Genomic DNA, 21,848 nt, shown 5'->3' with positions numbered 1-21,848 from the left:
GAAAAATAGCTGTTTATACTTGATTTGATTTTCGATAAGTTTTCTAATTTTGATCATGAAGAAAGAAAATAATCGTTCTGATTTTATTTTCGAATGACGATTTTGATAGCGCGATTTCCCCAAATCCTCCTTACCTACATAATAAGTTGTATTAATAACCAATTAAATATATCTATTATGAAAAAAGTAATTTTAAGCATCTCAGCGATGCTTTTTGTGGGAGTCGCAGCCTTTGCGCAGGTTTTACCGGGAACTTACAGCCCTAATAGCAGTTATGTTAATCAAACCGGATCAACTCAGGATGCGTATGTTAACCAAATTGGGACAAGTCAGAAATCAAGTGTTATCCAGAAAAATTTCAAAAATGAAGCAGATGTGTACCAAGGTGTAAATCCGGGTCAAATTACATTACCATTGATAGGGAATATTTCGCATGACAATTTAGCTCAGGTATCTCAGGATGGTAAATTGAATAAAGCTTTTATTTCTCAAAATAACTGGAGAAACAAAGCTTATCAAACTCAGGTAGGGAATGAAAATGAGGCTACAATCTGGCAAGACGAAACCAATATTGCTTACGGATTAGGTTTTTCAGGTAATTTAATAGGTGAGGATGTTGCCACCCAAACACAAACCGGAAATCATAATAAAGCCACTGTTGATCAGGGAACTTCAGGAAATCCTGTTGCAAGCGCTTCCGTTTTTACAGGAATGCTGCCTTTAACAACCTCAATTCCGGCAAAACCTCACGGAAGCAATGAAGCTACTCAAACCCAAACAGGGAATTATAATGAAGCTTACACAAGTCAGGGAGGTTATAATAACAGTTCCAGCCAGGTTCAGAATGCATCAGTACTGGCTTCTTCTGCCAATAAAAATGTGTCAAACCATTATCAATATGGTGATAACAATATTGCTAATGTTACACAAACAGGCATTAAAAATCTTGAAAATGTATTGCAGGAAGGAACTGGAAACAAATCTTATGCAACACAAAATTCTACATTCCCATCTAGTTTTGCAGGTAATGCAAGTGTAGTAATTCAACAAGGTACATTGAACTTATCTACTGTAGCACAAAGTAACTAATGCTTAAAAATACAAATGAGATAGTCGTACAACGTGACTATCTCATTTTTTTAATCTAAAGAGATCAAGATGAAGAATTTCATTTTAAATATTGTAGTTGTTTTTCTCTTTTCATCCGTTTTTTATGCACAGGAAAAAGATGATAATTCAGATTTTAAAAATTATAGCTCCTCGCTGTTTAATTCAAAACAAGTGGCTTTAAGTATCGTTTCCTTAATGGATAAAAAAGAACAAAAGGATTTAAATCTTAAAATCCCGTCCGGTATTCAGATACAGCAAATAGGAGATTTAAACCAAGTAACAGCAGTTTTAAAATCAAATGAAACTAAAATTGCCGTAGATCAAAAAGGAGATTACAATCAATTGTTTTTAGATAAAAATGCTAAAACAATTACACAAAATATTGTTCAGAAAGGCAATAACAACAAAATTTCTGATTTTACATTATATACCAATTATAATGTAAATATGGAAATGATTCAAAAAGGAGACAATCAGAAGATTCAGAATATTGGAACCAATTCGCTGTCAAAAAATATGAGAATTACACAAACAGGCAATGGAGCTTCGATAATTCTTATCAACAACTAAACTTGAAACATGCGTTATATAAACCGACATATTATTTTGATATTTCTAATTTTTACTGCCACAATATATGGTCAGGTGCCTCAGGATAAAATAAAGGCGAAACTTGAAATTGAAAAAATTGAAGGAAACGTAAAAATTACCGGTACTGCAGAGAATCTTACAGATGTTATTAGAAGTGCAGGCTACAGAATGTCTGTTATAAAAAACAATACTAAAAGTAATAATGAGTCTAATAACGACCAGATTGGCGTTTTTACACTTCAGCCAAACGAACTGCAAAAGTTATCGACTTCTCAAATTAACCTGTCTGAAGATGATGAGGTAATCGTTTTATTATTGTTTTATGATGAAGACAAACAAATAATAGCAAAAGACCGTGTGGTTCTGGGCGAGGAAAAAAAAAAGACAATGTAATAGTACTTCCTGTTGACGGTTTTATGTTAAGAGGAATTATTACAGACGATACCAAAACCAAAATTGGTAAAGATTTTTATGATCGATATTATTACAAATACAATGATATTGGAATAAATGCTGAAAAAATAGTAACAATAGGTGAAGAATATAGTTTCGCAAGAAATACAGCTATTACAATAACCATAGACAATGAAGTTATCTATGAGTTTCTAGCCAGACCGGATGACGAGTTTCTGGATGCCGTTGCAGAGGAATCTGTAAATGCCACCTTTACTTATTTTAAAGAAAAAGAAAAGCAGCGAAAATATTTCACTCAGTATTAATTTTATTATTAGCGACATGAAATTTATTATAATCCTGGTAGTATTTCTACTTGTGTCTCCGTTTATAAACGCTCAGGCTTTAGTTTATAAACCTGTAAATCCAGCTTTTGGAGGAGATACCTTTAATTATCAATGGCTTTTGAGCAGTGCCGAAGCTCAGAATAAGCAGAAGGATAAAACAACCGAAACAAAGCAGCAAACTGATCTGGAACGATTTAAAGCCAATTTAAACGCTCAATTGTTAAGTCAGATTTCAAGCTCACTCTACAAACAGCAATTTGGTACTGATGGTATTAAGCAAGGTTCTTACACCTTTGGGAGTTATTCTGTAGATGTTTATCCATCTTCAGACGGACTCACATTAAATATATTAGATACCAATACCGGAGAACAAACTCAAGTAATCATCCCAAATCAATGATATGAGATTACATCACTACTTACTTATTTTATCAGGATTTCTTTTTTCGGGTTGTGGAGCTTATTACAATCAGCCAACCGGAGTTCAAAAAGCAGTTTTAGGAGAAGGTACTCCTGCGACTTCCTTATTAAAAGATTTGCCAAAACCGAAGGAACCCGTTGTCGTTGGTGTCTATAAATTCAGAGACCAGACAGGGCAATATAAACCACAGGAAAACGGAAGCAGCTTTAGTACAGCCGTAACTCAGGGAGCAACTTCTATCTTGATAAAAGCCCTGGAAGATTCTAAATGGTTTGTGCCTATTGAGCGTGAAAATATTGGAAATTTACTTCAGGAACGAAATCTTATTAGAGCCACACGTCAGGAATATGTAAAAAATGCCAATCCTAACGAACCTCAGTTAACGCCCTTATTATATGCCGGAGTTTTACTAGAGGGCGGAATAGTTTCATATGATTCTAATATAATAACAGGAGGTTTTGGTGCACGGTATTTTGGTGCAGGCGCTTCTGTAAAATACCGTCAGGACCGTGTTACGATTTATCTGAGAATGATTTCGACATCAAACGGAAAAATTCTAAAATCAGTTTATGTCTCTAAAACTATTTTATCTCAGGCAATTGATCAAAGTTTATTCAGATATGTAAACTTTAAAAGATTATTAGAAGTTGAAACCGGATATACTACAAATGAACCCGTGCATATGGCAGTAACCGAAGCGATAGAAAAAGCCGTTGAATCTCTGGTTCTTGAAGGAATAAAAGATAATATATGGGAAGCTGATGCACCAAAATGGGAAGTTGATAATGTATTGAAAGCGTATGACGAAGAAACAAAAACTGCAGATGTAACAGCACTTTACGGGAGAGAATTAGAAAACCGAAGAAGTAAGTTTGCCATCGAAATCTCCGGAGGAGCAACGTTAATGGACGGCGATTATCAAGATCCGCTTTTGAGACCTTTTGGCCGTGGCGCCTTGAAATTTTTTATAACACCCGGTTTTAATATCAGTGCCTCTACAAATGTGGTAAACCTTGCGAATAAAAATTTGCTCGACGTGGGATATATTACGTACGATCTTAATTTCGAATGGCTTTTACTTCCCAAAGACAAGTTTACACCTTATATATATGGAGGCGGAGGATATGCGACAAACAAAAAATTCGAGAATACATATAGTAAGATTCAATACGGTTTAGGACTTGAATATTTGGTTTCTGACAGAATTGGAATAAAATTATTTGCAGAACAAAATATTAATTTCAGTGATAATGTCGATTATATAAAAGCGGGAACGCGGGATGATTATTATTACAAATTTGGATTGGGACTTACTTATTATTTCGCAAAAAAGAAAAAATAGTACAATCGTAAAAAAATGCAATACCGAAGATATAAAGATGAAGTTTAAATTTAAAAACAAATTAAAAATGAAGTATTTATACAAAATAGCAAGTGTACTTTTTTTATTGTTTTTGGTTTCCTGCAGCGAAGAAAAAATAGGAGAATATGAATTTGGTACCGTTACCGGAAGAGTCGTCAATGCAGATACTTTTGAACCTATGGAAAACGTTAAAATACTTTCCAGCCCAACTACAAGTACAGTTTTTACAGATGCCGAAGGTAAATTTACCGTTTCGAACGTAAAAGCAGGTGAATATTCTTTTCAGGCTCAGAAAGATGGTTTTGTTGCAAAATTTGAAGCCGTTACACTTACCGGAAACAACACCTCTGAAGTTGTTTTTGAACTCAAAAAAGCCACAGCCAATAATAAACCGCCAACAGTTCCCGTATTAGTAAGTCCAATTGATAATAGCACAGCTCAGGCAGTATCTCTGGATTTAACCTGGACAGATACAGATCCTGATAAAGATGAACTGGTTTTTAAAATCACGCTTAGAAATAGTAACAATAGCGAAGTGAAAGTTTATGAACCCATAAAAGAAACTAAACTAACATTGACAGACTTAATATACGGAACAAAGTATTATTGGCAAATTGAAGTAACAGATGGTGTAAATACGCCTGTTTTAAGCACAGTAAATACATTTACGACACTTGCTTTTCCTGCAACACGATATTTATTTGTGAAAAACATAAATGATAATAATGTGATTTTTACAGCTGATGATGCCGGAAAACAATATCAATTAACCAGTTCAGATAAAAATTACTGGCGTCCACGAAGAAATAATCAAGCTAAGAAAATTGCTTTTATAGGAACAAATGGTTCTCAAAATGATCTTTATACGATGAATTTTGACGGAACTGGTATCAAAAAGGTCACAAGTTCTGTACCTGTTGCCGGTTTCAATTCAGATTATATCGGGTATTCCTGGAATGCTTCAGGAAGTGAACTTATTTATCCTAATTTTGATAAATTGTATAAAATCAACAGTGACGGAAGTGGTTTGACGAAAATATTTCAAACACCAAACGGCAAATTTATATCAGAATGTGACTGGAGTGCTGATGGATCTAAAATTGCCTTAAAAGTAAATGATGCAAATGGTTATAATGTTGAGATTTATGTTATTGATACTTCCGGAGCAGTAACAGCTACCATTCTTTCCGGTATAAATGGAGCAGTTGGTGGATTAAACTTTTCTATCACCGCACAAAAAATAGTGTATACCAGAGATGTTTCAGGATATGAAAGTTCGAACTACCGTCAGTTAGATTCCAGGATTTTTGAGTATAATTTTGCAACCGGAATTACGACACAAATCGTAACAGATAAAATTTCAGGAACAAACGATTTAGATGTTCGGTATTCTCCAAACGAGTCAGAACTGATATTTATCAATACCTCAAATGATGGTATTTCGATCAAAAATACTGTAAAAGCAACTACAGGCGTTATAAATTCAAGAATCGTATTGTTTTCAGGAACTGTTATGCCAGATTGGGAATAATTTCAGGAACCAAATTTTTTAAAACCAATTACCCTAAAAATTCGGCAGCGTTATGAAACCTGCCGAATTTTTTTGTGAATCAAATATTCTAATTTTAAATCGTATAACCGTGAGAATTAAAAAAAGGGATTATCTTTGCACCACATCAACACAAACTAAGTTACATGAGTTCAGATTCAAGCAAAAGGTACGCACAAAGAGGTGTTTCGGCATCAAAAGAAGACGTACACAACGCCATAAAAAACATCGATAAAGGTTTATTTCCTCAAGCATTTTGTAAAATCGTTCCTGATTATTTAACACAGGACGAAGACTATTGCTTAATAATGCACGCAGATGGCGCAGGTACAAAATCGTCATTAGCGTATATGTACTGGAAAGAAACAGGAGATATTTCAGTTTGGAAAGGAATCGCTCAGGATGCTTTAATTATGAATATCGACGATTTATTATGTGTTGGAGCAACAGATAATATCCTGCTTTCATCAACAATAGGCAGAAATAAAAACTTAATTCCAGCTGAGGTAATTTCGGCCATCATCAACGGAACCGAAGAATTAATCAACGAATTAAAATCTTTTGGTGTAACCATTCATTCAACAGGAGGAGAAACTGCCGATGTTGGGGATGTTGTTCGTACTATTATAGTAGATTCTACCGTAACCGCTCGCATGAAACGCAGTGATGTTGTGGATAATGCCAATATAAAAGCAGGAGACGTAATCGTTGGTCTGACTTCATTTGGTCAGGCAACTTACGAAAAAAGCTATAATGGCGGAATGGGAAGCAACGGATTAACATCTGCACGTCATGATGTTTTTGGGAAATACTTAGCCAAAAAATATCCAGAGAGTTATGATGCACTTGTTCCGGAAGAATTGATTTATTCAGGACAGGTAAATCTTACTGATGAAGTAGAGAACAGTCCAATAAATGCAGGTCAGTTAGTACTTTCTCCAACAAGAACTTACGCACCAATTATCAAGAAAATTTTAGACACTTACACACCAAACGAAATTCACGGAATGGTACATTGTAGTGGAGGTGCACAAACTAAAATTTTACATTTCGTTCAGAATTTACACATTATAAAAGACAATTTGTTTCCGGTTCCGCCATTGTTCAAATTAATTCAGGAACAATCAAAAACCGATTGGAAAGAGATGTATCAGGTTTTCAATTGCGGTCACCGTATGGAAATTTATGTTCCTGAAAATATTGCTCAGGATATTATTGCAATTTCAAAATCATTCAATGTCGATGCACAAATCGTAGGTAGAGTAGAAGCTGCAGATGCTAAGAAATTAACAATTACCAGCGAATACGGAACATTCGAGTATTAAATTTTTTGAGTTACAAAGGTTCAAAGGTTCTGAGTTGCAAAGGTTTTTTACTGGAGTTTACAACAGAACCTTTTTTATTAATAATTAGCTTTTTTAGGAGCTAATCCCGCTATCCGTTACAATCTTTAATTTTTTAAAGAAAAAAATTAAAGGATTTTCACTACTATCGGGGCTAAAAAACACCAGGCTATGTACGAATTACTTTTTTGGAAATATTTAGAAGAAGTTTACTTAAATCATCACGAGGTTTACGAAGCCCTTGTCGAAAAAGAAGAAGTCGAAGGTCTTGAAATACTTCAGGTTCAGGTAATTATGAACAGAATCGCTTCGGTATTTTCTCAATGGGAAAAAGTCGATGAAAACAGCTGGCAAAACACTTCAGGAAAAGGCGCTTTTCAGGTAATATCTACACCACAAAGCATCAAAATCGACTGCTACGGAACCGAGGGTAAAACCATGAATAAATTGGTTGAACTCATGGAAGAATTCAAATGTCCGTTGTATGATCCGCAAGTTCCGGAACGTTATGACGAAATGAGTGAGTAATTTTATTATATACTTAAAACAAAAGCCTCTAATTAATAGAGGCTTTTGTTTTTATAATCAAGAAGGAATAGTGTACTAAATATTCAACTATTTCCAGATAATGTCGTTTTTCATAATTTTTTAATTTGAACTATAAAATTACTCATTTAAATAGTAGTTTCAATCTATATAATGTTAAAGTTTTCTCCTGAATCAAAGCGTCCATTTTTGATAGTATTTTTTACATCTGTATACTTTTGTACATGGACAAGTCTTCTTCCGCTCTTAGAATGTGTACAATCAATTTGTAATTCCAGATATTCTTTCTTGCCATCCCAAAGATCTTCCAAATCTTCATCAATTAGCATTTGAACACAGTTATTATGAATTTCTTTATTTTTTGTCCATTTGCCCGGAATGTTTTTAAAATCATATCTTCTAAGCTTTAGTTCCTTACCACTAAAATTTTGCCGCTTCCATGAATATAGTCTTCTATTAGTAATAAACTTATAGATATGTTTTCTATATCTGAATACGTTTTGTTTATAAATTTAAAGTAATATCTTGTTATGATTTCATTATAAAGAGATTCAAGTTCTTTACAAATAATACTGCAAGTTTTGATATTGGGCTTAAATATTCGAAGTACTAAGTAAAATATTAGACAAGATAATATTCCTGTAAATAGTGCGATTAATAAATCGTACCAAACAGTTTCCCCAAATTCCTTTTTTGATGCTATTGCTACGACTAATAAAATATTCAAAATTGTAGTTTAAAATAATTGCAATGATACAAATAAAGAAAGAAAAAACTTATATTTTTTAAAGGAAAATAAAAATTTAAAATGGGATATTAATTTTTTGTAATTTCTTCTTTTTAAATTTTTCAAATATCTTTACAACTTCATCTGATCTTACAAAGAAAGGTTTTTTAAAATTACAGAATAAATAAAGATTTATAATTATGACTTCAGCATCAAATTTCAGTTTCTCAGATACTATAATTTTAGAAGACAATTTGGTTTTATTGCGTTCGTTGCAAGAATCAGACGTCGATAATTTATTAGAAATCTCGATTAACGAACCGGAAACCTGGAAATATTCATTAGTTGGTGCCGACGGAAAACAAAACTTGATTAAATATATTCAATCGGCAATAAAAGCACGAGAAAACAAAAAAGAATTTCCGTTTATAGTTTTCGATAAAAAATCTCAAAAATACGCAGGTTCAACCCGATTTTATGATATTCAACTTGATTATAAAACATTACAATTAGGATATACCTGGTACGGATCTGCTTTTAGAGGAACCGGACTTAACAAACATTGTAAATTTTTATTGCTGCAATTTGCCTTTGAAACTCTGGGAATGGAGCGTGTAGAATTTCGTGCCGATAATAATAATGAGCGAAGCATTGCTGCCATGAAAAGCATTGGCTGCAAAGTCGAAGGCGTTTTACGCAGTCACATGCCAACAGCAAATAGCGAAGTACGTCGCGATTCAATTGTTTTAAGCATTCTAAAAAACGAATGGTTTGATGAGGTAAAAGAAAATCTAAAACAAAAGCTTTAAACTAAAAAAAAAGTGCCGAAGGCTCAATCTATATTGTAGGGCTGGACTTTAGTCCAGTTTAGACAAAGCAAAAAAAAAGCCAAATGCTCCAACCATATTGTAGAGCTGTGCGAAAGCTTCGGGATTAATCCAGTCTTGGCAAGTAATTAGTTTTACCCCACATTTTAATCAAGTTCTGAATTTGGAATTTAAAAAAAATGAAATTTAACTCCTACCCATTTTTCAAAAGAAGATCTTGTTCCTTTCTTATTTTTACAACTAAACTATCTACGTACGTTTTTACTTTTTGAGGTAAAGAATTCCAATTTTGATCTTTTTTAAAACTTCTGCAATCATCAAGATCACATTCTATGGCACGAATTGCATATTTTTTGTTTTTATAAACCGTAATAATTTTTACACGTTTTATTTCATCATTTTCATTTCTGGTTCCATAAACAATTACAGGATCTATATATCCATCGCCGTCAAGATCTTTGCTACTGCAGTATTTTGTCCAGAACCAAATATTAGTTTCTTTAGGTTCCGTGTTTTCGAGCAAATCATTTATTCGCCATTTTTCAAGAAATCCACCATGATCATTCATCGTGCAAATAGCCTGAATTTTGGTATTTAAAGTATCTTTTTTAGAAATATTTTTTTGATTTTCGCATAAAAGCAATTCATACACGCCACTTTTATCTGAACATTCGAACGCTTTATAAATAGGAAAATCTGAAACTTGATCCAGTTCTCTTTCGGTTATTTCTTGTTTTGTCAATTTATAGCTTTCTGTTTTTTGTGAAAAACTAAATGTTGAGAAAGAAATCAATAACAATAAAATAAAATTCTTCATGAGTAAAGGTTGCATTTTTATAGAATCAAAGATATTTAAAAGCTTTTTAGTTGAATAGAATTTATATTTTTTAAAAATCATTTTTTGTTGTATTTTTCTAACCTAAAACAATTGGTAAATCGTTTTAGTAAATGCGTAATGCTGTTTTAGAAAAAAAATAATGCTTAAAAAAATACCTGATGAATAGAATAAATGGCAAAAGTCTTCTTTTTGGATTATCATTTTTAGTGCTTGGTTATGCAGTTAATGCACAGAAAAAAGTAATCGAAAAACGTAATTTAATTCAGTACGTCGATCCAATGATTGGTACTGCAAAAATGGGACATACCTATCCTGGCGCAACAGTTCCGTTTGGGAGTGTGCAATTAAGTCCGGAAACAGATACGATTGCTTATGGTTTAAACGGAAAATATAATGGCGAGGTTTATAAATATTGTGCAGGATATCAATACGAAGATAAAACGATTGTAGGTTTTAGCCATACTCATTTTAGCGGAACAGGACATTCTGATTTAGGTGATTTTTTGATTATGCCAACAACAGGAAAATTACAATTGAATCCGGGAGTCGCATCCAAGCCATTATCAGGTTATAGATCTGCATTTTCTCATTCGACCGAAAAAGCAGAACCGGCATATTACAGCGTATTTCTTGAAGATCACAAAATTAAAGCGGAGCTTACTGCAACAACCCGCGTTGGAATGCATCAATATACTTTTCCAAAATCTGACGAATCGCATATAATTCTTGATCTGACATCAGGAATTTACAACTATGATAAAAAAAATGTATGGACATTTGTTCGCGTTGAGAACGATACTTTAATTACAGGATATCGCCAGACCAATGGCTGGGCAAGAACAAGAACGGTTTATTTTGCGATGTCTTTTAGTAAACCTATTAAAAGCTACGGTCAAGCAGCATTGGAAAAAAGTGTATACAGAGGTTTCTGGGGAAGATTTGACCAGACAAAGAATTTCCCGGAGATGGCGGGTCAAAACCTGAAGTTATTTTTTGATTTTAATACTGAAGAAGGCGAGAAGATCAAAATAAAAATGGCATTATCACCTGTGAGTTCTGCCGGTGCACTTGAAAATATGAAAAAAGAAGTTCCGGGTTGGGATTTCGAAAAAGTAAAAAAACAAAGTCAGGAAGTCTGGAATAATGAATTGAATAAAATTCAGGTTGAAACCATTCAAAAAGAAGATCTGGTAAACTTTTATACTTCAATGTATCATGCCTTTTTAGGACCAACAGAATACATGGATTTAGACGGAAATTATAAAGGCTTGGACATGAATGTTCACAAGGCCGAAAACTTTAAAAATTATACCAGTTATTCCTTATGGGATACTTACAGAGCTTTACATCCCTTATTCAATTTGGTTCAGCCAGCGAGAAATTCGGATATGATTAGTTCGATGCTGGCACATTCAGATCAAAGTGTGCATAAAATGTTACCAATATGGTCGCATTATGCCAATGAAAATTGGTGTATGATTGGGTATCATTCCGTTTCTGTGATTGCAGATGCAATTGTAAAAGGCAATGGTAATTTTGACCCTGAAAAAGCACTTCAGGCTTGTGTAAATACAGCAAAAGTACCTTATTATGACGGATTGGAATATTATATGACTAAAGGTTATGTTCCTGAAGATAAAAACGGATCATCAGTATCTAAAACATTGGAATATGCCTACGATGATTGGGCAATTGCTCAGGCTGCAAAAAAATTAGGTAAAACAGATATTTATAATGAATTTATCGAAAGATCTAAAAATTATAAAAATGTATATGATGCCAAAACAGGTTTCATGCGTCCGAAATTAAATGATGGAACTTTCAAAAAAGAATTTGATCCGTTAGATACGCATGGACAAGGTTTTATTGAAGGAAATTCTTGGAATTATAGCTTGTATGTTCCGCAAGATCCTGCTGAAATGATTAAAATGATGGGCGGAAACGATAAATTTAATGTGAGATTAGATTCATTGTTCAGCATGCATTTACCGGATAAGTATTTTGAAAATACAGAAGATATCACCAGAGACGGAATTATTGGGAATTATGTTCACGGAAATGAACCATCTCATCATGTGGTGTATTTATACAACTGGACAAATTCGCCTTGGAAAGCGCAGGATAAAATCAGAATGATCCTGAAGAAAATGTACAGAAATGGTGCTGACGGTTTAGGAGGAAATGATGATTTTGGACAAATGAGCGCTTGGTATATTTTTAGCAGTTTAGGATTTTATCCCGTAGCACCCGGTTCTGATGAATACGCTTTAGGAAGTCCATTGGTTAAAAAAGCAATTTTTAATTTAGAAAACGGAAAGAGTTTCGAAGTAGAAACGGTAAATCAATCGGATAAAAATGTGTTTGTGAGTAAAGTACTTTTAAACGGAAAACAATTAGATAAGCCTTTCTTGAAACATACAGATGTTATTAATGGCGGAAAAATTACTTTTTATATGAGTGCAAAACCAAATAAGAAACAATATCAAAATTAGTTTCGTTTTAGACCTGACAGGTTTTTAAAACCAGTCAGGTCTAAGTTTATCAGACTCAGCCAGACAAGAAAAAAGATTAAGTTAGTATAATTCGTGAATTCGTGGCGAATAACAAAAAAACTTTACGAAATTTGCATTTCAAATAAAGACAATCAAATATGAAAATAAATCTAAAATCAGGAATTGATAAATTGCTTTTCGGAATGAAGCAAAACGATGTAACCGCTGCTTTAGGAAAACCTGATAAAAATTATAAAGACGAAGATGACAATGTGATTTTTGTATACAATGCACAAAAAATCAGATTGACATTTTATCAGGAAGAAGACTTGAAATTAGGTTATGTAGTGGCTTCAAGCAATGATTTGGAAGTTTTTGGATTCAAACTTATCGGAAGAAAAATTGCTGATGTAAAGAAAGATTTAGCAACAAAAGGAATCACAAAATATACACAGGAAACTTTTGATACTTTTGAGAATTATTTTAATGAAGACAATTGGTTTATTCTTCAAACTGAATTTGATGAAGTAGTAAAGTTTGAAGTTGGTGCAATTATTAACGATAAAGACGAATTTGACTGGAAATTTCCGGTTAAGAAATAAAGATACACACGCAAAGTCATTGCGAGGAACGAAGCAACCACACTAACAACAGGTAAAATTGATATGTAAAATGAGATTGCTTCGTTCCTCGCAATGACATAATAGAAAAAAACCGACAAGTGATTGTCGGTTTTTTTTATGATGATTAATTAAAAGAAATTATCCTTTTAACCATGCATTTTTAAGTTTCTCTTTTGAAGCGTCTGTAGCTTTAAACGTTTCTTTTTCTTCAGATGGTACTTTTACAGTTCCTTTTATGGTTTGTTCTGCTCCGGCACGCTTGATTTTAATAGCAATTGGATCATTTTCTTTCCAGTTTTCACTTTCTGTAATCAGATCATAGATATTATCTAAGTTATAGGTTTTATTATTTACAGAAATGATCTGATCGCCTGCTTTAAGATTTAAATTAGTAAAAAATACATTTAAATCAACATCAGGACGAACGCTGATTATTTTGGTTGCTTTATCAACACCAATATAAGGAGCTTGTCCTTTAATGAAAATTGCTCCCGGAGTTTTTTCAGATGCTTTTGTTACACCCACTTTAGCCAAATAAAAATCGTAAGGAATTGGAGTTGTTCCAGCAACATATTTGGTTAAAAATTCACCAACTTCAGGATAAGTCAATTGCGTGATTTTAGCAAAAAGCTCGTCATCGTTAAATGGTTTTTCAACACCATATTCGTTAGCTAATTTATGCATTAGATCCAGGATTCCTCTTTCTCCATTACTTTTTTCTCTAATGATAATGTCAATGCACATACCAATCAATGCACCTTTTTGATATACATTTAAGTATTGATCTTTGTAAGGTTGTTCCAGTACATTTTTACTCATTAAAGTAAATGACATCGTATCGTTTAAATCTTTTGCCTGTTCTATTTTATCAGCAATACGCGTATAGAATTCAGTTTCGCCAATTAATCCCTGATTGATTTGAAACAGGTTAGCAAAATATTCTGTTACACCTTCATACATCCATAAATGCTCTGACATTTTTGGGGCATTATAATCAAAATACTGAATTTCTTTTGAGTGAATGGTAAGAGGAGTTACAATATGAAAAAATTCATGAGAAACTACATCTTTCATAGATTCTACCAATTTTTCTTTTGGCATAGATTCCGGTAAAACAACTGTAGTTGCTGTAGGATGTTCTAAAGCTCCAAAACCGTGGGCATCATCTTTGGCCATGCTTGATAAATACAATAAAACCGTATATTTTTTAGTAGCATTTACTTTACCCAAAAAGTTTTTCTGCGCCGTCATCATCGTTTTCATTTCCGGAGTAATACTTTCAGCAGTAAATTTTCCGGTAGGAGAATAAACAGCAATCAGAATATCCATTCCGTTTACGTTAAAAGTCGTATAATCCGGTTTAGAATACATGATAGGGTTTTCGACTAAAACAGCATAACGAGGCGTTGTAAATACATCGCTTGTTTTGCTGGCATCTTCATCAGTCATAGAAGTTGCGCCCCAAAGTGTTTCAGGATGCGTAATCGTAACTTTATAAGGCACATTTAGTTTATCCTGAAAATAACCTACAAAACCATGCGTGTTAACCATGAAGTTAATTCCTGCATTAATATTCGTTCCTGCCGGCGAAAAAACGTCATCATTACCAAATCCGGTTCCTTTTTCAGTATCAAAAGTATCGCCTACCAGATAAGTCACTTTTTTTAATGTTTTTGCATTAGAAATTGACCAGGAATTATCATCAATTCTTTTTACTGCCAGTTCATTTCCCTTAGCATCAAAAGCTTTAAATCCATCAGAATATTTACCGTAATTATCAGTAGAATAAGTTCCCGGAACTGTTTTTGGAATGCTGTAAATGATTTCGTCCGTTTTGATTTGTGGTGGCGTAACAGTCACTAAAACTTTATCGTCTTTTACATCAATTAGATTTATAGTTACATCTACGACATTGCTTTTTGCGGCACCTGATGAGCTTCCTGTTTTACAGCTCCAAAGAGTGACTGCAAGAGCTAAGGTGTAAAGTATTTTTTTCATTTCTTAGTGTTTAGTTATTTGTATTTGACTTATAAAAAGCAAAAAAGTTACAATTAGATTAAAAATATAAAAAAACTCCTGAATTTCAGGAGTTCTGTTTTAGTCTAGCTTGTTTTTTATATAATATTTACCATCCAGATCTTCATCAAAATCATCTATTTTAACGGGTTTTGGTTTTGGTTTATTTGCAATTGCCTTCTTTTTCCACATTTCAAATTTTTCAAGTGGCATCTTCTTTTTCATGATTTCCAGAACTTCTTTTTCTGCCAATCCAAATTCTTTTTTTATGATCTCAAATGGATTTTTTTCTTCTAAGGCTAACGAAACAAGTTTTTCGGTTTGTTCCCAATTCAATTCTTTGCGGTTACTCTTTTTCATCACGTGAAAATTAATTCAAAATAGGGGTTAATGATTAATAGATTGATTTTCAATTTAAGTATCAATATTAATAAAAAAAATAATTAGTTGGTTCGATCTGTGATATTTTTTTTAATGATTTTAACTGTTTTTTGCAGATCTTGATTTTTGAAACGGAATTTGCAATAAATTTTTCAATCTATTGTTTTCTTCTGAACTCATATGAGTGTCTACTCCGTAAATTAATTCTTCTTTTGGAAGCGTTGTAAAAGTGCCGAAAATACGATCCCAAACAGAAAAAATGTTACCATAATTACTATCTGTATAAGGTAGAATATAATGGTGATGAACTTTGTGCATGTTAGGAGAAATAATAAAATAACTCAACATAGCATCCAGCTTATTGGGTAGAGAAATATTTGCATGATTAAATTGTGAAAAAATAACAGACAGACTTTGGTACAAGAAAACCATCCACATTGGACTTCCAACTATTAAAACCCCAAGAGTTGTAAATATAAATCTAATAATACTTTCTCCCGGATGGTGTCTGTTGGCAGTTGTGGTATCAATCCAGGTATCTGTATGATGAACAATATGAAAACGCCATAAAAATTTTATTTTATGCTGAATATAATGAGCCAGATATGCACCAATCAGGTCTAATAGAAGTAAACCAATTAGGGTATATAACCAAATGGGTATTTTAGGCAGCCATTGCAGCAATCCAAAATTATTTTCGGTTGTCCAATTGGCAGTTTTAATTAATATAAAAGCTAAAACAAAATTGACAATAATGGTGGTAAAAGTCAGGAAGAAATTGATTCCTGCATGTTGCCATTTTCGATATTGCATCCTGAATAGGGGGAATGTATTTTCGATCAGCCAAAAAATGGTAATCCCGCCAATGAGTATCAAACTTCTGTGTGAAGACGGAATCGTACTAAAATATGCTATAATATCATTCATGAAAAGTAGAATTTGATTGATACATTTTGATCTGTTTTCTAAAAGAGAACCTAAAGCATTGGCATATAAAAAAAGAGAAAACCGAATATAAATATATCTGATTTTCTCTTTAAAAGTACGTTATAATGTAAATATTAACGATTATTAAGCTGAATGCTCCGTTTCGTCATTCTTTTGTAATAATGTTTTGTATATAAATCCGGCCAGAATAGCGCCTAAAATTGGTGCTACCCAAAATAACCAAACTTGTGATAATGGTTCTCCTCCTGTAAAAATAGCTTGTGATAGTGATCTGGCAGGGTTTACAGAAGTATTTGTAATTGGAATACTTATTAAGTGAATTAAAGTCAGGGCTAAACCAATTGCTATACCGCAGAAATTAGTGTTTGCACATTTATCTGTAGCTCCAAGAATAATGATCAGGAAAAAGAATGTCAATAAAAATTCTGCTATAAATGCAGATTGCAAAGAATATCCGTCTGGAGAGAATGCCCCGTAACCATTTGAAGCAAAAGCTCCGGCTTGCAAATTGTTAATAGCATTTCCTGCCTTACCGGTCCAGATAATAAATAATGTTCCTGCAGCGGCAATTGCGCCAATACATTGTGAAATAATATAAGGTAAAAGATCTTTTGCAGGAAATCTGCCGCCTGCCCATAAACCAAGAGAAACCGCAGGATTAAAATGTCCTCCGGAAATATGACCCACAGCATATGCCATCGTTAATACTGTTAAACCAAATGCAAGTGCAACACCAGCAAATCCGATCCCTAAAGTAGGATATCCAGCTGCAAAAAGTGCGCTTCCACAACCTCCAAAAACTAGCCAATAAGTTCCAAAGAACTCTGCAAATAATTTTTTCATAATAAAATAATTTAATTAATAGTTGATTGTTAAAGGGTATATTGGTATGCCCAGAAAATCAAAACAAATTGTAAGGGCAAACGTACAAATAAAATCCAGTTTGGTAAGCCAAAACTTGCTTTTTTATTTTGATACATGAAAAGATTTGCCGGAAATACAGCAATTAGTAATGCTATAATTCCCCACGCAGCAAAATTTGTTGTGCAATTAACCATTAAGAGGATGCCTAAAACAATTTCGGCTCCTCCACTTAAAAAATTTATTAATTTGGGGTTTGAAAAAAATGGCGGAATGATTCTGACATACATTCCGGGATTTCTAAAATGATTTAGTCCGGCAATAATATAGAGAACAGCCATTAAATATAAATGCCAAGGTAAATTCATGATGATATGTAATTATTTGTCACGAATTTATAAAAAAATTAACAATTATTGCATTACAAATACCTTTTTTTTAATGGTTTGCAAAATAAGTTAATTTTTTCTCTTAAAATTTACATTCATGATAATTATGGCAAAAATGATTAAAACGATTCCTATCCATTGTGACAAGATCACTTTTTCATCTAATAATATATAAGCCATCATTACAGAAACTGGAAGTTCAAGCGCAGATACAATACTACCCAATCCAATTCCGGTTAACGGGAAACCAGCAGTCATTAACATTGGAGGAATAATAGTTCCAAACAGTGCTAGTATAATTCCCCATTTCATGAAAATTTCAAAGTTAAAAGGGGTTACCTGAGTCGCAATTGCAAATGAAAATACGATTATAGATCCGCCCAAAAGCATGTATAAACTACGTTGTGCAGATGAAATTTCGGTTGCCACGCTATTTGCTGTAAACATTGTTGTAGTAAAAGATGCTGCAGCCAGAATTCCCCATGCAAGACCGCGCCAATCAAGAGCTACATCATTATGAATAATATTTGTTGCTAAAACAGTACCTATAAGAACTATAAATACAGCAATGACTTTTTGTTTTGAAGGAAGTTTTTTTTCTAAGATCATTTCAAGTAAAACACCCATCCAAACCGTTTGCATTAATAAAACGATACCAATAGAAACCGGAATATATTTTACCGCCAGATAATAGAATAAACTGGTCATACCCAATGAAGTTCCGGCAAGCATTAAGCTAAAAATATTTTTTTTGGTTGCTTTTACAACATTCTCTTTATGTTTTGCTTTTTGAAAAGCGTTTATCAATAAAATTCCAATGATTCCTAATACAAATTGAGATGTGGTTACTTCAGCGGTTGTATATCCTTCTGAATAAGCCATTTTTACAAAAGTGGCTAACATTCCGTAAGTTGTAGCACCTATTGCTACTAAAAAAACTCCCTTTAATACATTGTTTTGTGACATCTTGACTTGTTTAGTTTAAAAAAATAAAGCCGGCAAAGGTACACTATTTAGTTTAGGATTTAATAGAAATCAAATACAAATGCTGTTATGAGTTTATTTTAAAGATCGATTTAGGTCTTAAAATTATGGATTTGATAGTATTGCAGAAAAAAAGAAACCCATCAAAATATATATTCTGATGGGTTTTTTAATTATATCTTAAAAAGTAAAATCTTATTTTACAGGTTGATTTTGATAAGTTTCAATTTCGAAAATCAAAGTGGAATTTGGCGGAATTACTCCTCCGGCACCTTTTTCTCCATATGCTAAATTTGAAGGAATGAAGAATATTGCTTTTTCACCGTCAGTCATCATATCCAATGCTTCAATAAAACCAGGAATCATACCGTCCTTTTTACCTACTGTAAAAGGAAAAGCCTGATATCCTTTTTGAGCATCGCGATTTGCATCATATTTACCATAAGCTTTTGCTACGCTGGCCATACTGCTGTCAAATAGATTTCCGTCTTCAAAATATCCTGCATAGTGAAAATAGATTGCAGAACCTTCAGCTCCTTTAACACCAGTTCCTTTTTTTGTAATAACGTATTTTAAACCTGATGCAGTTGCCGTAGCTTTTGCTTTATTAGCCGCAAAGTAAGCAGCTTTATCTTTTACTACTTTTTGAGATTCGGCTTTTTTGGCTTCTTGTTTTTTTACATCATCAGCTAAAACTTTTACTGCATTAAATTTTTTTGCAGCATCGCCTTTGCGGGTAATGGTAATTTTTGTCATAATATCATCCTGAACAATTTTATTTACATTGTCCATTCCTGAAACTACGTGACCAAAAATAGTATGTTTTCCGTTTAACCAAGGTGTTTCTTTATGAGTGATAAAAAACTGGCTTCCGTTTGTTGCAGGACCAGAATTTGCCATGGCAAGAACACCGCCTTTTTCAAACTTCAGTTCTTCTACAAATTCATCTTTAAAAGCATATCCGGGACCTCCTGAACCGTTTCCGTCCGGATCTCCACCCTGAATCATAAAATCATTGATGACTCTGTGAAACTTTAATCCGTCATAAAAAGGTTTTCCTTTCAGTCTTTCCACTTTTACATTAGGATTATTTCCTTCTGCCAAAGAAATAAAGTTGGCTACTGTTACCGGTGTTTTTACATATTCTAACGATACAACTATGTCCCCTTTTGTAGTTGATATAGTAGCAAAAATGCCATCATTAGGATCTGTTTTTGCAATTGTTTTTGTAACCGGAGCCTTTGGTTTAGCCACTGGCTTTTTTGTTTGAGCCTGGATGTTTACTACCGCCAGGCAAAATAAAAATAGAAATTTAAACTTCATAATGTTCCGAATTTAAGTCTACGTTAATCTTAATATATAGTTATTGTGGCTTTTCTAATAATTGAATTTCGAAAATAATATTTGCATTTGGCGGAATCACTCCTCCGGCACCTGTTGCTCCGTAAGCTAAATGAGACGGAATAAAAAGAATTGCTTTGTCTCCAAATGAAAGTTGTTCGATTCCTTCAATAAATCCGGGAATCATACCATCTTTGCGGCCTGCCTGAAACGGAATTGGCTGATATCCGTGTTGTTCAGCTCTTGAAACGTCAAATTTTCCAAAAGCTTTATTAACTTCTTCTACACTTGAATCAAATAAAGTTCCATCTTCCAGGAATCCTGAATAATGAATGTATAATTGAGTTCCTGCAGTTGGTTTTTTACCGGTTCCTTTTTCTGTAATTAAATATTCTAAACCTGAATTTGTTTTAGTTGTTTTAGGTTTTACAGAGGCAAAATAGTCTACTTTTTCTTTTTGAACTCCTGCATATTTACCTTTTTCTTTGGCAATTTCTGAGAAATAATCTGTAAATACTTTTACGGCATCAAACTTTTTCGCAGCTTCACCATTTCTAATAATGGTTACAGAAACAATAGTATCGCCTTGTTTTACCTGATTTACAACTTCTTGTCCTTTGTCTACGACATGACCAAAGATAGTATGTTTTCCGTCTAACCATGGAGTTTCAACATGTGTAATAAAAAATTGACTGCTGTTTGTTCCAGGACCGTTGTTAGCCATTGCTAAAACTCCGGCTTTATCAAATTTTAAATCATTGATTTCATCCTTAAACTTGTATCCTGTATCTCCGGAACCCGTTCCTTCAGGATCTCCGGTCTGAATCATAAAATCTTCTATAACTCTGTGAAATTTTAAACCATCAAAAAAAGGTTTCTTTTTTAGGTAATCTTTTGTTACAAACTCATTTTTACCTTCTGCCAAAGTGATAAAATTGGCAACAGTAACTGGAGCTTTTTTATAATCTAATTCAACAATGATATGTCCTTTATTGGTTTCAATATCAGCATATAAACCATCAGGTAAATTACTGTGTTCGTCCTTGCAAGAATATAATGAGCTAACGGCTACTAATAATAGTAAAATACTCTTTTTCATTTTTAAAATGTTTTAGGGGTTTATTGTATCTTTTTTAATTGGATTCACAGCTTTTGGAGTTACAGGTTTTTGTGCTTGTCCAACTACAGGTGCAGCTTTAGCTACCGGATCTGGTACAAAATTACGAAGTGTCACCGTACAAATTAAAGACTGGTTTGTTCCTATTTTTTTGTTATCTCCATGATATCCGTATGCCATATGAGAAGGGAATAAGAATGTCACAGTTTCATTTTTATGCATCATTTTAATACCATCACGCAATCCCATCATGATATCTTGTTTGTCTACATAGTAAGTTTGCGGACCAAGATCAGCTTCAGAGTAAATGATTTTACCTTTTATATCTTTTACTTCCAAATTAAAATAAGCAATATCTCCTTTTTTAGGTGTTGCAGGATCGGCTGAGTTTTGTTCGTCATAATAAAGCCAATATCCTTTTCTGGTGGCATAATATTTTATTTTGGGATTGCTTTTTATTATTTTTTTTATAACATCCTCTTCGTTGGCTACCAGTTTTTTATTTCTGTCAGCTGATTTTTTCATAAAAGTACCTGAAGCCTGAGAAATAGGTCTTCTGGCTTCTTCGTGCTGTTTACAGCTCACAAATAAAACAGCAAAAAGTAGGGTATAAATGCTTAGTTTTAAGTAGTTCATGTGGA

23 protein-coding genes are annotated in these 21,848 nt (G+C 33.2%); 12 read left to right on the top strand and 11 right to left on the bottom strand.

Annotation, left to right across the window (positions count from 1 at the left end; all coding sequences use genetic code 11):
• Window positions 1-177: 177 nt before the first annotated feature.
• The 9 genes from BXU01_RS04090 to BXU01_RS04050 all read left to right on the top strand — a co-directional run bounded on the left by BXU01_RS04090 (window position 178) and on the right by BXU01_RS04050 (window position 7,645).
• Complete coding sequence (locus tag BXU01_RS04090) at window positions 178-1,089, top strand: hypothetical protein (RefSeq protein ID WP_083691812.1); 912 nt, start codon at window positions 178-180, stop codon at window positions 1,087-1,089.
• Window positions 1,090-1,158: 69 nt separating this feature from the next.
• Complete coding sequence (locus BXU01_RS04085) at window positions 1,159-1,680, top strand: hypothetical protein (protein WP_083691811.1); 522 nt, start codon at window positions 1,159-1,161, stop codon at window positions 1,678-1,680.
• A gap of 9 nt (window positions 1,681-1,689) precedes the next feature.
• Window positions 1,690-2,094 carry a hypothetical protein gene (locus BXU01_RS04080; protein ID WP_083691810.1) on the top strand — a complete coding sequence of 135 codons (405 nt, stop codon included), beginning with the start codon at window positions 1,690-1,692 and terminating at the stop codon, window positions 2,092-2,094.
• 23 nt (window positions 2,095-2,117) lie between these two features.
• Window positions 2,118-2,420: a CsgE family curli-type amyloid fiber assembly protein gene (locus BXU01_RS04075; RefSeq protein WP_055098609.1), complete on the top strand. Its 303-nt coding sequence runs from the start codon at window positions 2,118-2,120 to the stop codon at window positions 2,418-2,420.
• 16 nt (window positions 2,421-2,436) lie between these two features.
• Window positions 2,437-2,841: a curli production assembly/transport component CsgF gene (locus BXU01_RS04070; protein ID WP_083691809.1), complete on the top strand. Its 405-nt coding sequence runs from the start codon at window positions 2,437-2,439 to the stop codon at window positions 2,839-2,841.
• 1 nt (window position 2,842) lies between these two features.
• Complete coding sequence (locus tag BXU01_RS04065) at window positions 2,843-4,204, top strand: CsgG/HfaB family protein (protein WP_083691808.1); 1,362 nt, start codon at window positions 2,843-2,845, stop codon at window positions 4,202-4,204.
• Between the two features lie 67 nt (window positions 4,205-4,271).
• Window positions 4,272-5,756, top strand: a complete 1,485-nt coding sequence (locus BXU01_RS04060; RefSeq protein WP_083691880.1) for a carboxypeptidase regulatory-like domain-containing protein — start codon at window positions 4,272-4,274, stop codon at window positions 5,754-5,756.
• Window positions 5,757-5,920: 164 nt separating this feature from the next.
• The gene (locus BXU01_RS04055; protein WP_083691807.1) at window positions 5,921-7,099 is read left to right on the top strand and encodes an AIR synthase related protein; all 1,179 of its coding nucleotides are present in this window, start codon (window positions 5,921-5,923) and stop codon (window positions 7,097-7,099) included.
• A gap of 189 nt (window positions 7,100-7,288) precedes the next feature.
• Window positions 7,289-7,645, top strand: a complete 357-nt coding sequence (locus tag BXU01_RS04050) for a hypothetical protein (protein ID WP_083691806.1) — start codon at window positions 7,289-7,291, stop codon at window positions 7,643-7,645.
• A gap of 164 nt (window positions 7,646-7,809) precedes the next feature.
• Here the strand turns inward: BXU01_RS04050 and BXU01_RS23605 are convergent, their stop codons facing one another.
• Window positions 7,810-7,974, bottom strand: coding sequence for a hypothetical protein (locus tag BXU01_RS23605; RefSeq protein WP_165689757.1), 165 nt, complete (start codon window positions 7,972-7,974; stop codon window positions 7,810-7,812).
• A gap of 616 nt (window positions 7,975-8,590) precedes the next feature.
• On the opposite strand from BXU01_RS23605, the gene BXU01_RS04040 reads away from it, so the two are divergent.
• Window positions 8,591-9,199 carry a GNAT family N-acetyltransferase gene (locus BXU01_RS04040; protein WP_083691804.1) on the top strand — a complete coding sequence of 203 codons (609 nt, stop codon included), beginning with the start codon at window positions 8,591-8,593 and terminating at the stop codon, window positions 9,197-9,199.
• A gap of 211 nt (window positions 9,200-9,410) precedes the next feature.
• On the opposite strand, the gene BXU01_RS04035 is transcribed toward BXU01_RS04040, so the two are convergent.
• Entirely contained in the window at window positions 9,411-10,034 is a 624-nt protein-coding gene (locus tag BXU01_RS04035; protein WP_083691879.1) for a M949_RS01915 family surface polysaccharide biosynthesis protein, read from the bottom strand.
• Window positions 10,035-10,213: 179 nt separating this feature from the next.
• On the opposite strand from BXU01_RS04035, the gene BXU01_RS04030 reads away from it, so the two are divergent.
• The gene (locus tag BXU01_RS04030; protein WP_083691803.1) at window positions 10,214-12,547 is read left to right on the top strand and encodes a GH92 family glycosyl hydrolase; all 2,334 of its coding nucleotides are present in this window, start codon (window positions 10,214-10,216) and stop codon (window positions 12,545-12,547) included.
• Between the two features lie 158 nt (window positions 12,548-12,705).
• The gene (locus BXU01_RS04025) at window positions 12,706-13,149 is read left to right on the top strand and encodes a hypothetical protein (RefSeq protein WP_083691802.1); all 444 of its coding nucleotides are present in this window, start codon (window positions 12,706-12,708) and stop codon (window positions 13,147-13,149) included.
• A 159-nt stretch (window positions 13,150-13,308) separates the two neighbouring features.
• Here BXU01_RS04025 and BXU01_RS04020 read toward each other — a convergent pair whose 3' ends face one another.
• The 9 genes from BXU01_RS04020 to gldI form a co-directional block, all read right to left on the bottom strand.
• Complete coding sequence (locus BXU01_RS04020; protein WP_083691801.1) at window positions 13,309-15,168, bottom strand: peptidase M61; 1,860 nt, start codon at window positions 15,166-15,168, stop codon at window positions 13,309-13,311.
• A 99-nt stretch (window positions 15,169-15,267) separates the two neighbouring features.
• Complete coding sequence (locus tag BXU01_RS04015) at window positions 15,268-15,546, bottom strand: DUF2805 domain-containing protein (RefSeq protein ID WP_055098339.1); 279 nt, start codon at window positions 15,544-15,546, stop codon at window positions 15,268-15,270.
• 120 nt (window positions 15,547-15,666) lie between these two features.
• Complete coding sequence (locus tag BXU01_RS04010; protein WP_083691800.1) at window positions 15,667-16,494, bottom strand: sterol desaturase family protein; 828 nt, start codon at window positions 16,492-16,494, stop codon at window positions 15,667-15,669.
• A gap of 144 nt (window positions 16,495-16,638) precedes the next feature.
• Entirely contained in the window at window positions 16,639-17,358 is a 720-nt protein-coding gene (gene aqpZ / locus BXU01_RS04005) for an aquaporin Z (protein WP_083691799.1), read from the bottom strand.
• A gap of 29 nt (window positions 17,359-17,387) precedes the next feature.
• Window positions 17,388-17,744 (bottom strand): DoxX family membrane protein, encoded by a 357-nt coding sequence (locus BXU01_RS04000; protein WP_083691798.1) that lies wholly within the window; start codon window positions 17,742-17,744, stop codon window positions 17,388-17,390.
• Window positions 17,745-17,834: 90 nt separating this feature from the next.
• A complete protein-coding gene (locus tag BXU01_RS03995) occupies window positions 17,835-18,731 on the bottom strand; it encodes a DMT family transporter (protein ID WP_083691797.1) in 897 nt (298 codons plus the stop codon).
• A 213-nt stretch (window positions 18,732-18,944) separates the two neighbouring features.
• On the bottom strand, window positions 18,945-20,072 hold the full coding sequence (locus BXU01_RS03990; protein WP_083691796.1) for a peptidylprolyl isomerase: 1,128 nt from the start codon (window positions 20,070-20,072) through the stop codon (window positions 18,945-18,947).
• A 40-nt stretch (window positions 20,073-20,112) separates the two neighbouring features.
• Window positions 20,113-21,189, bottom strand: coding sequence for a peptidylprolyl isomerase (locus BXU01_RS03985; RefSeq protein ID WP_083691795.1), 1,077 nt, complete (start codon window positions 21,187-21,189; stop codon window positions 20,113-20,115).
• A 12-nt stretch (window positions 21,190-21,201) separates the two neighbouring features.
• Window positions 21,202-21,843: a gliding motility-associated peptidyl-prolyl isomerase GldI gene (gldI, locus tag BXU01_RS03980; RefSeq protein WP_083691794.1), complete on the bottom strand. Its 642-nt coding sequence runs from the start codon at window positions 21,841-21,843 to the stop codon at window positions 21,202-21,204.
• Between the last annotated feature and the right edge of the window lie 5 nt (window positions 21,844-21,848).

Origin of the sequence: [Flexibacter] sp. ATCC 35103 (assembly GCF_001975985.1) — a bacterium.
GTDB lineage: Bacteria > Bacteroidota > Bacteroidia > Flavobacteriales > Flavobacteriaceae > Flavobacterium.
The sequence above is the reverse complement of the archived record's forward strand: the minus strand, read 5'-3'. Positions and strand labels throughout refer to the sequence as shown.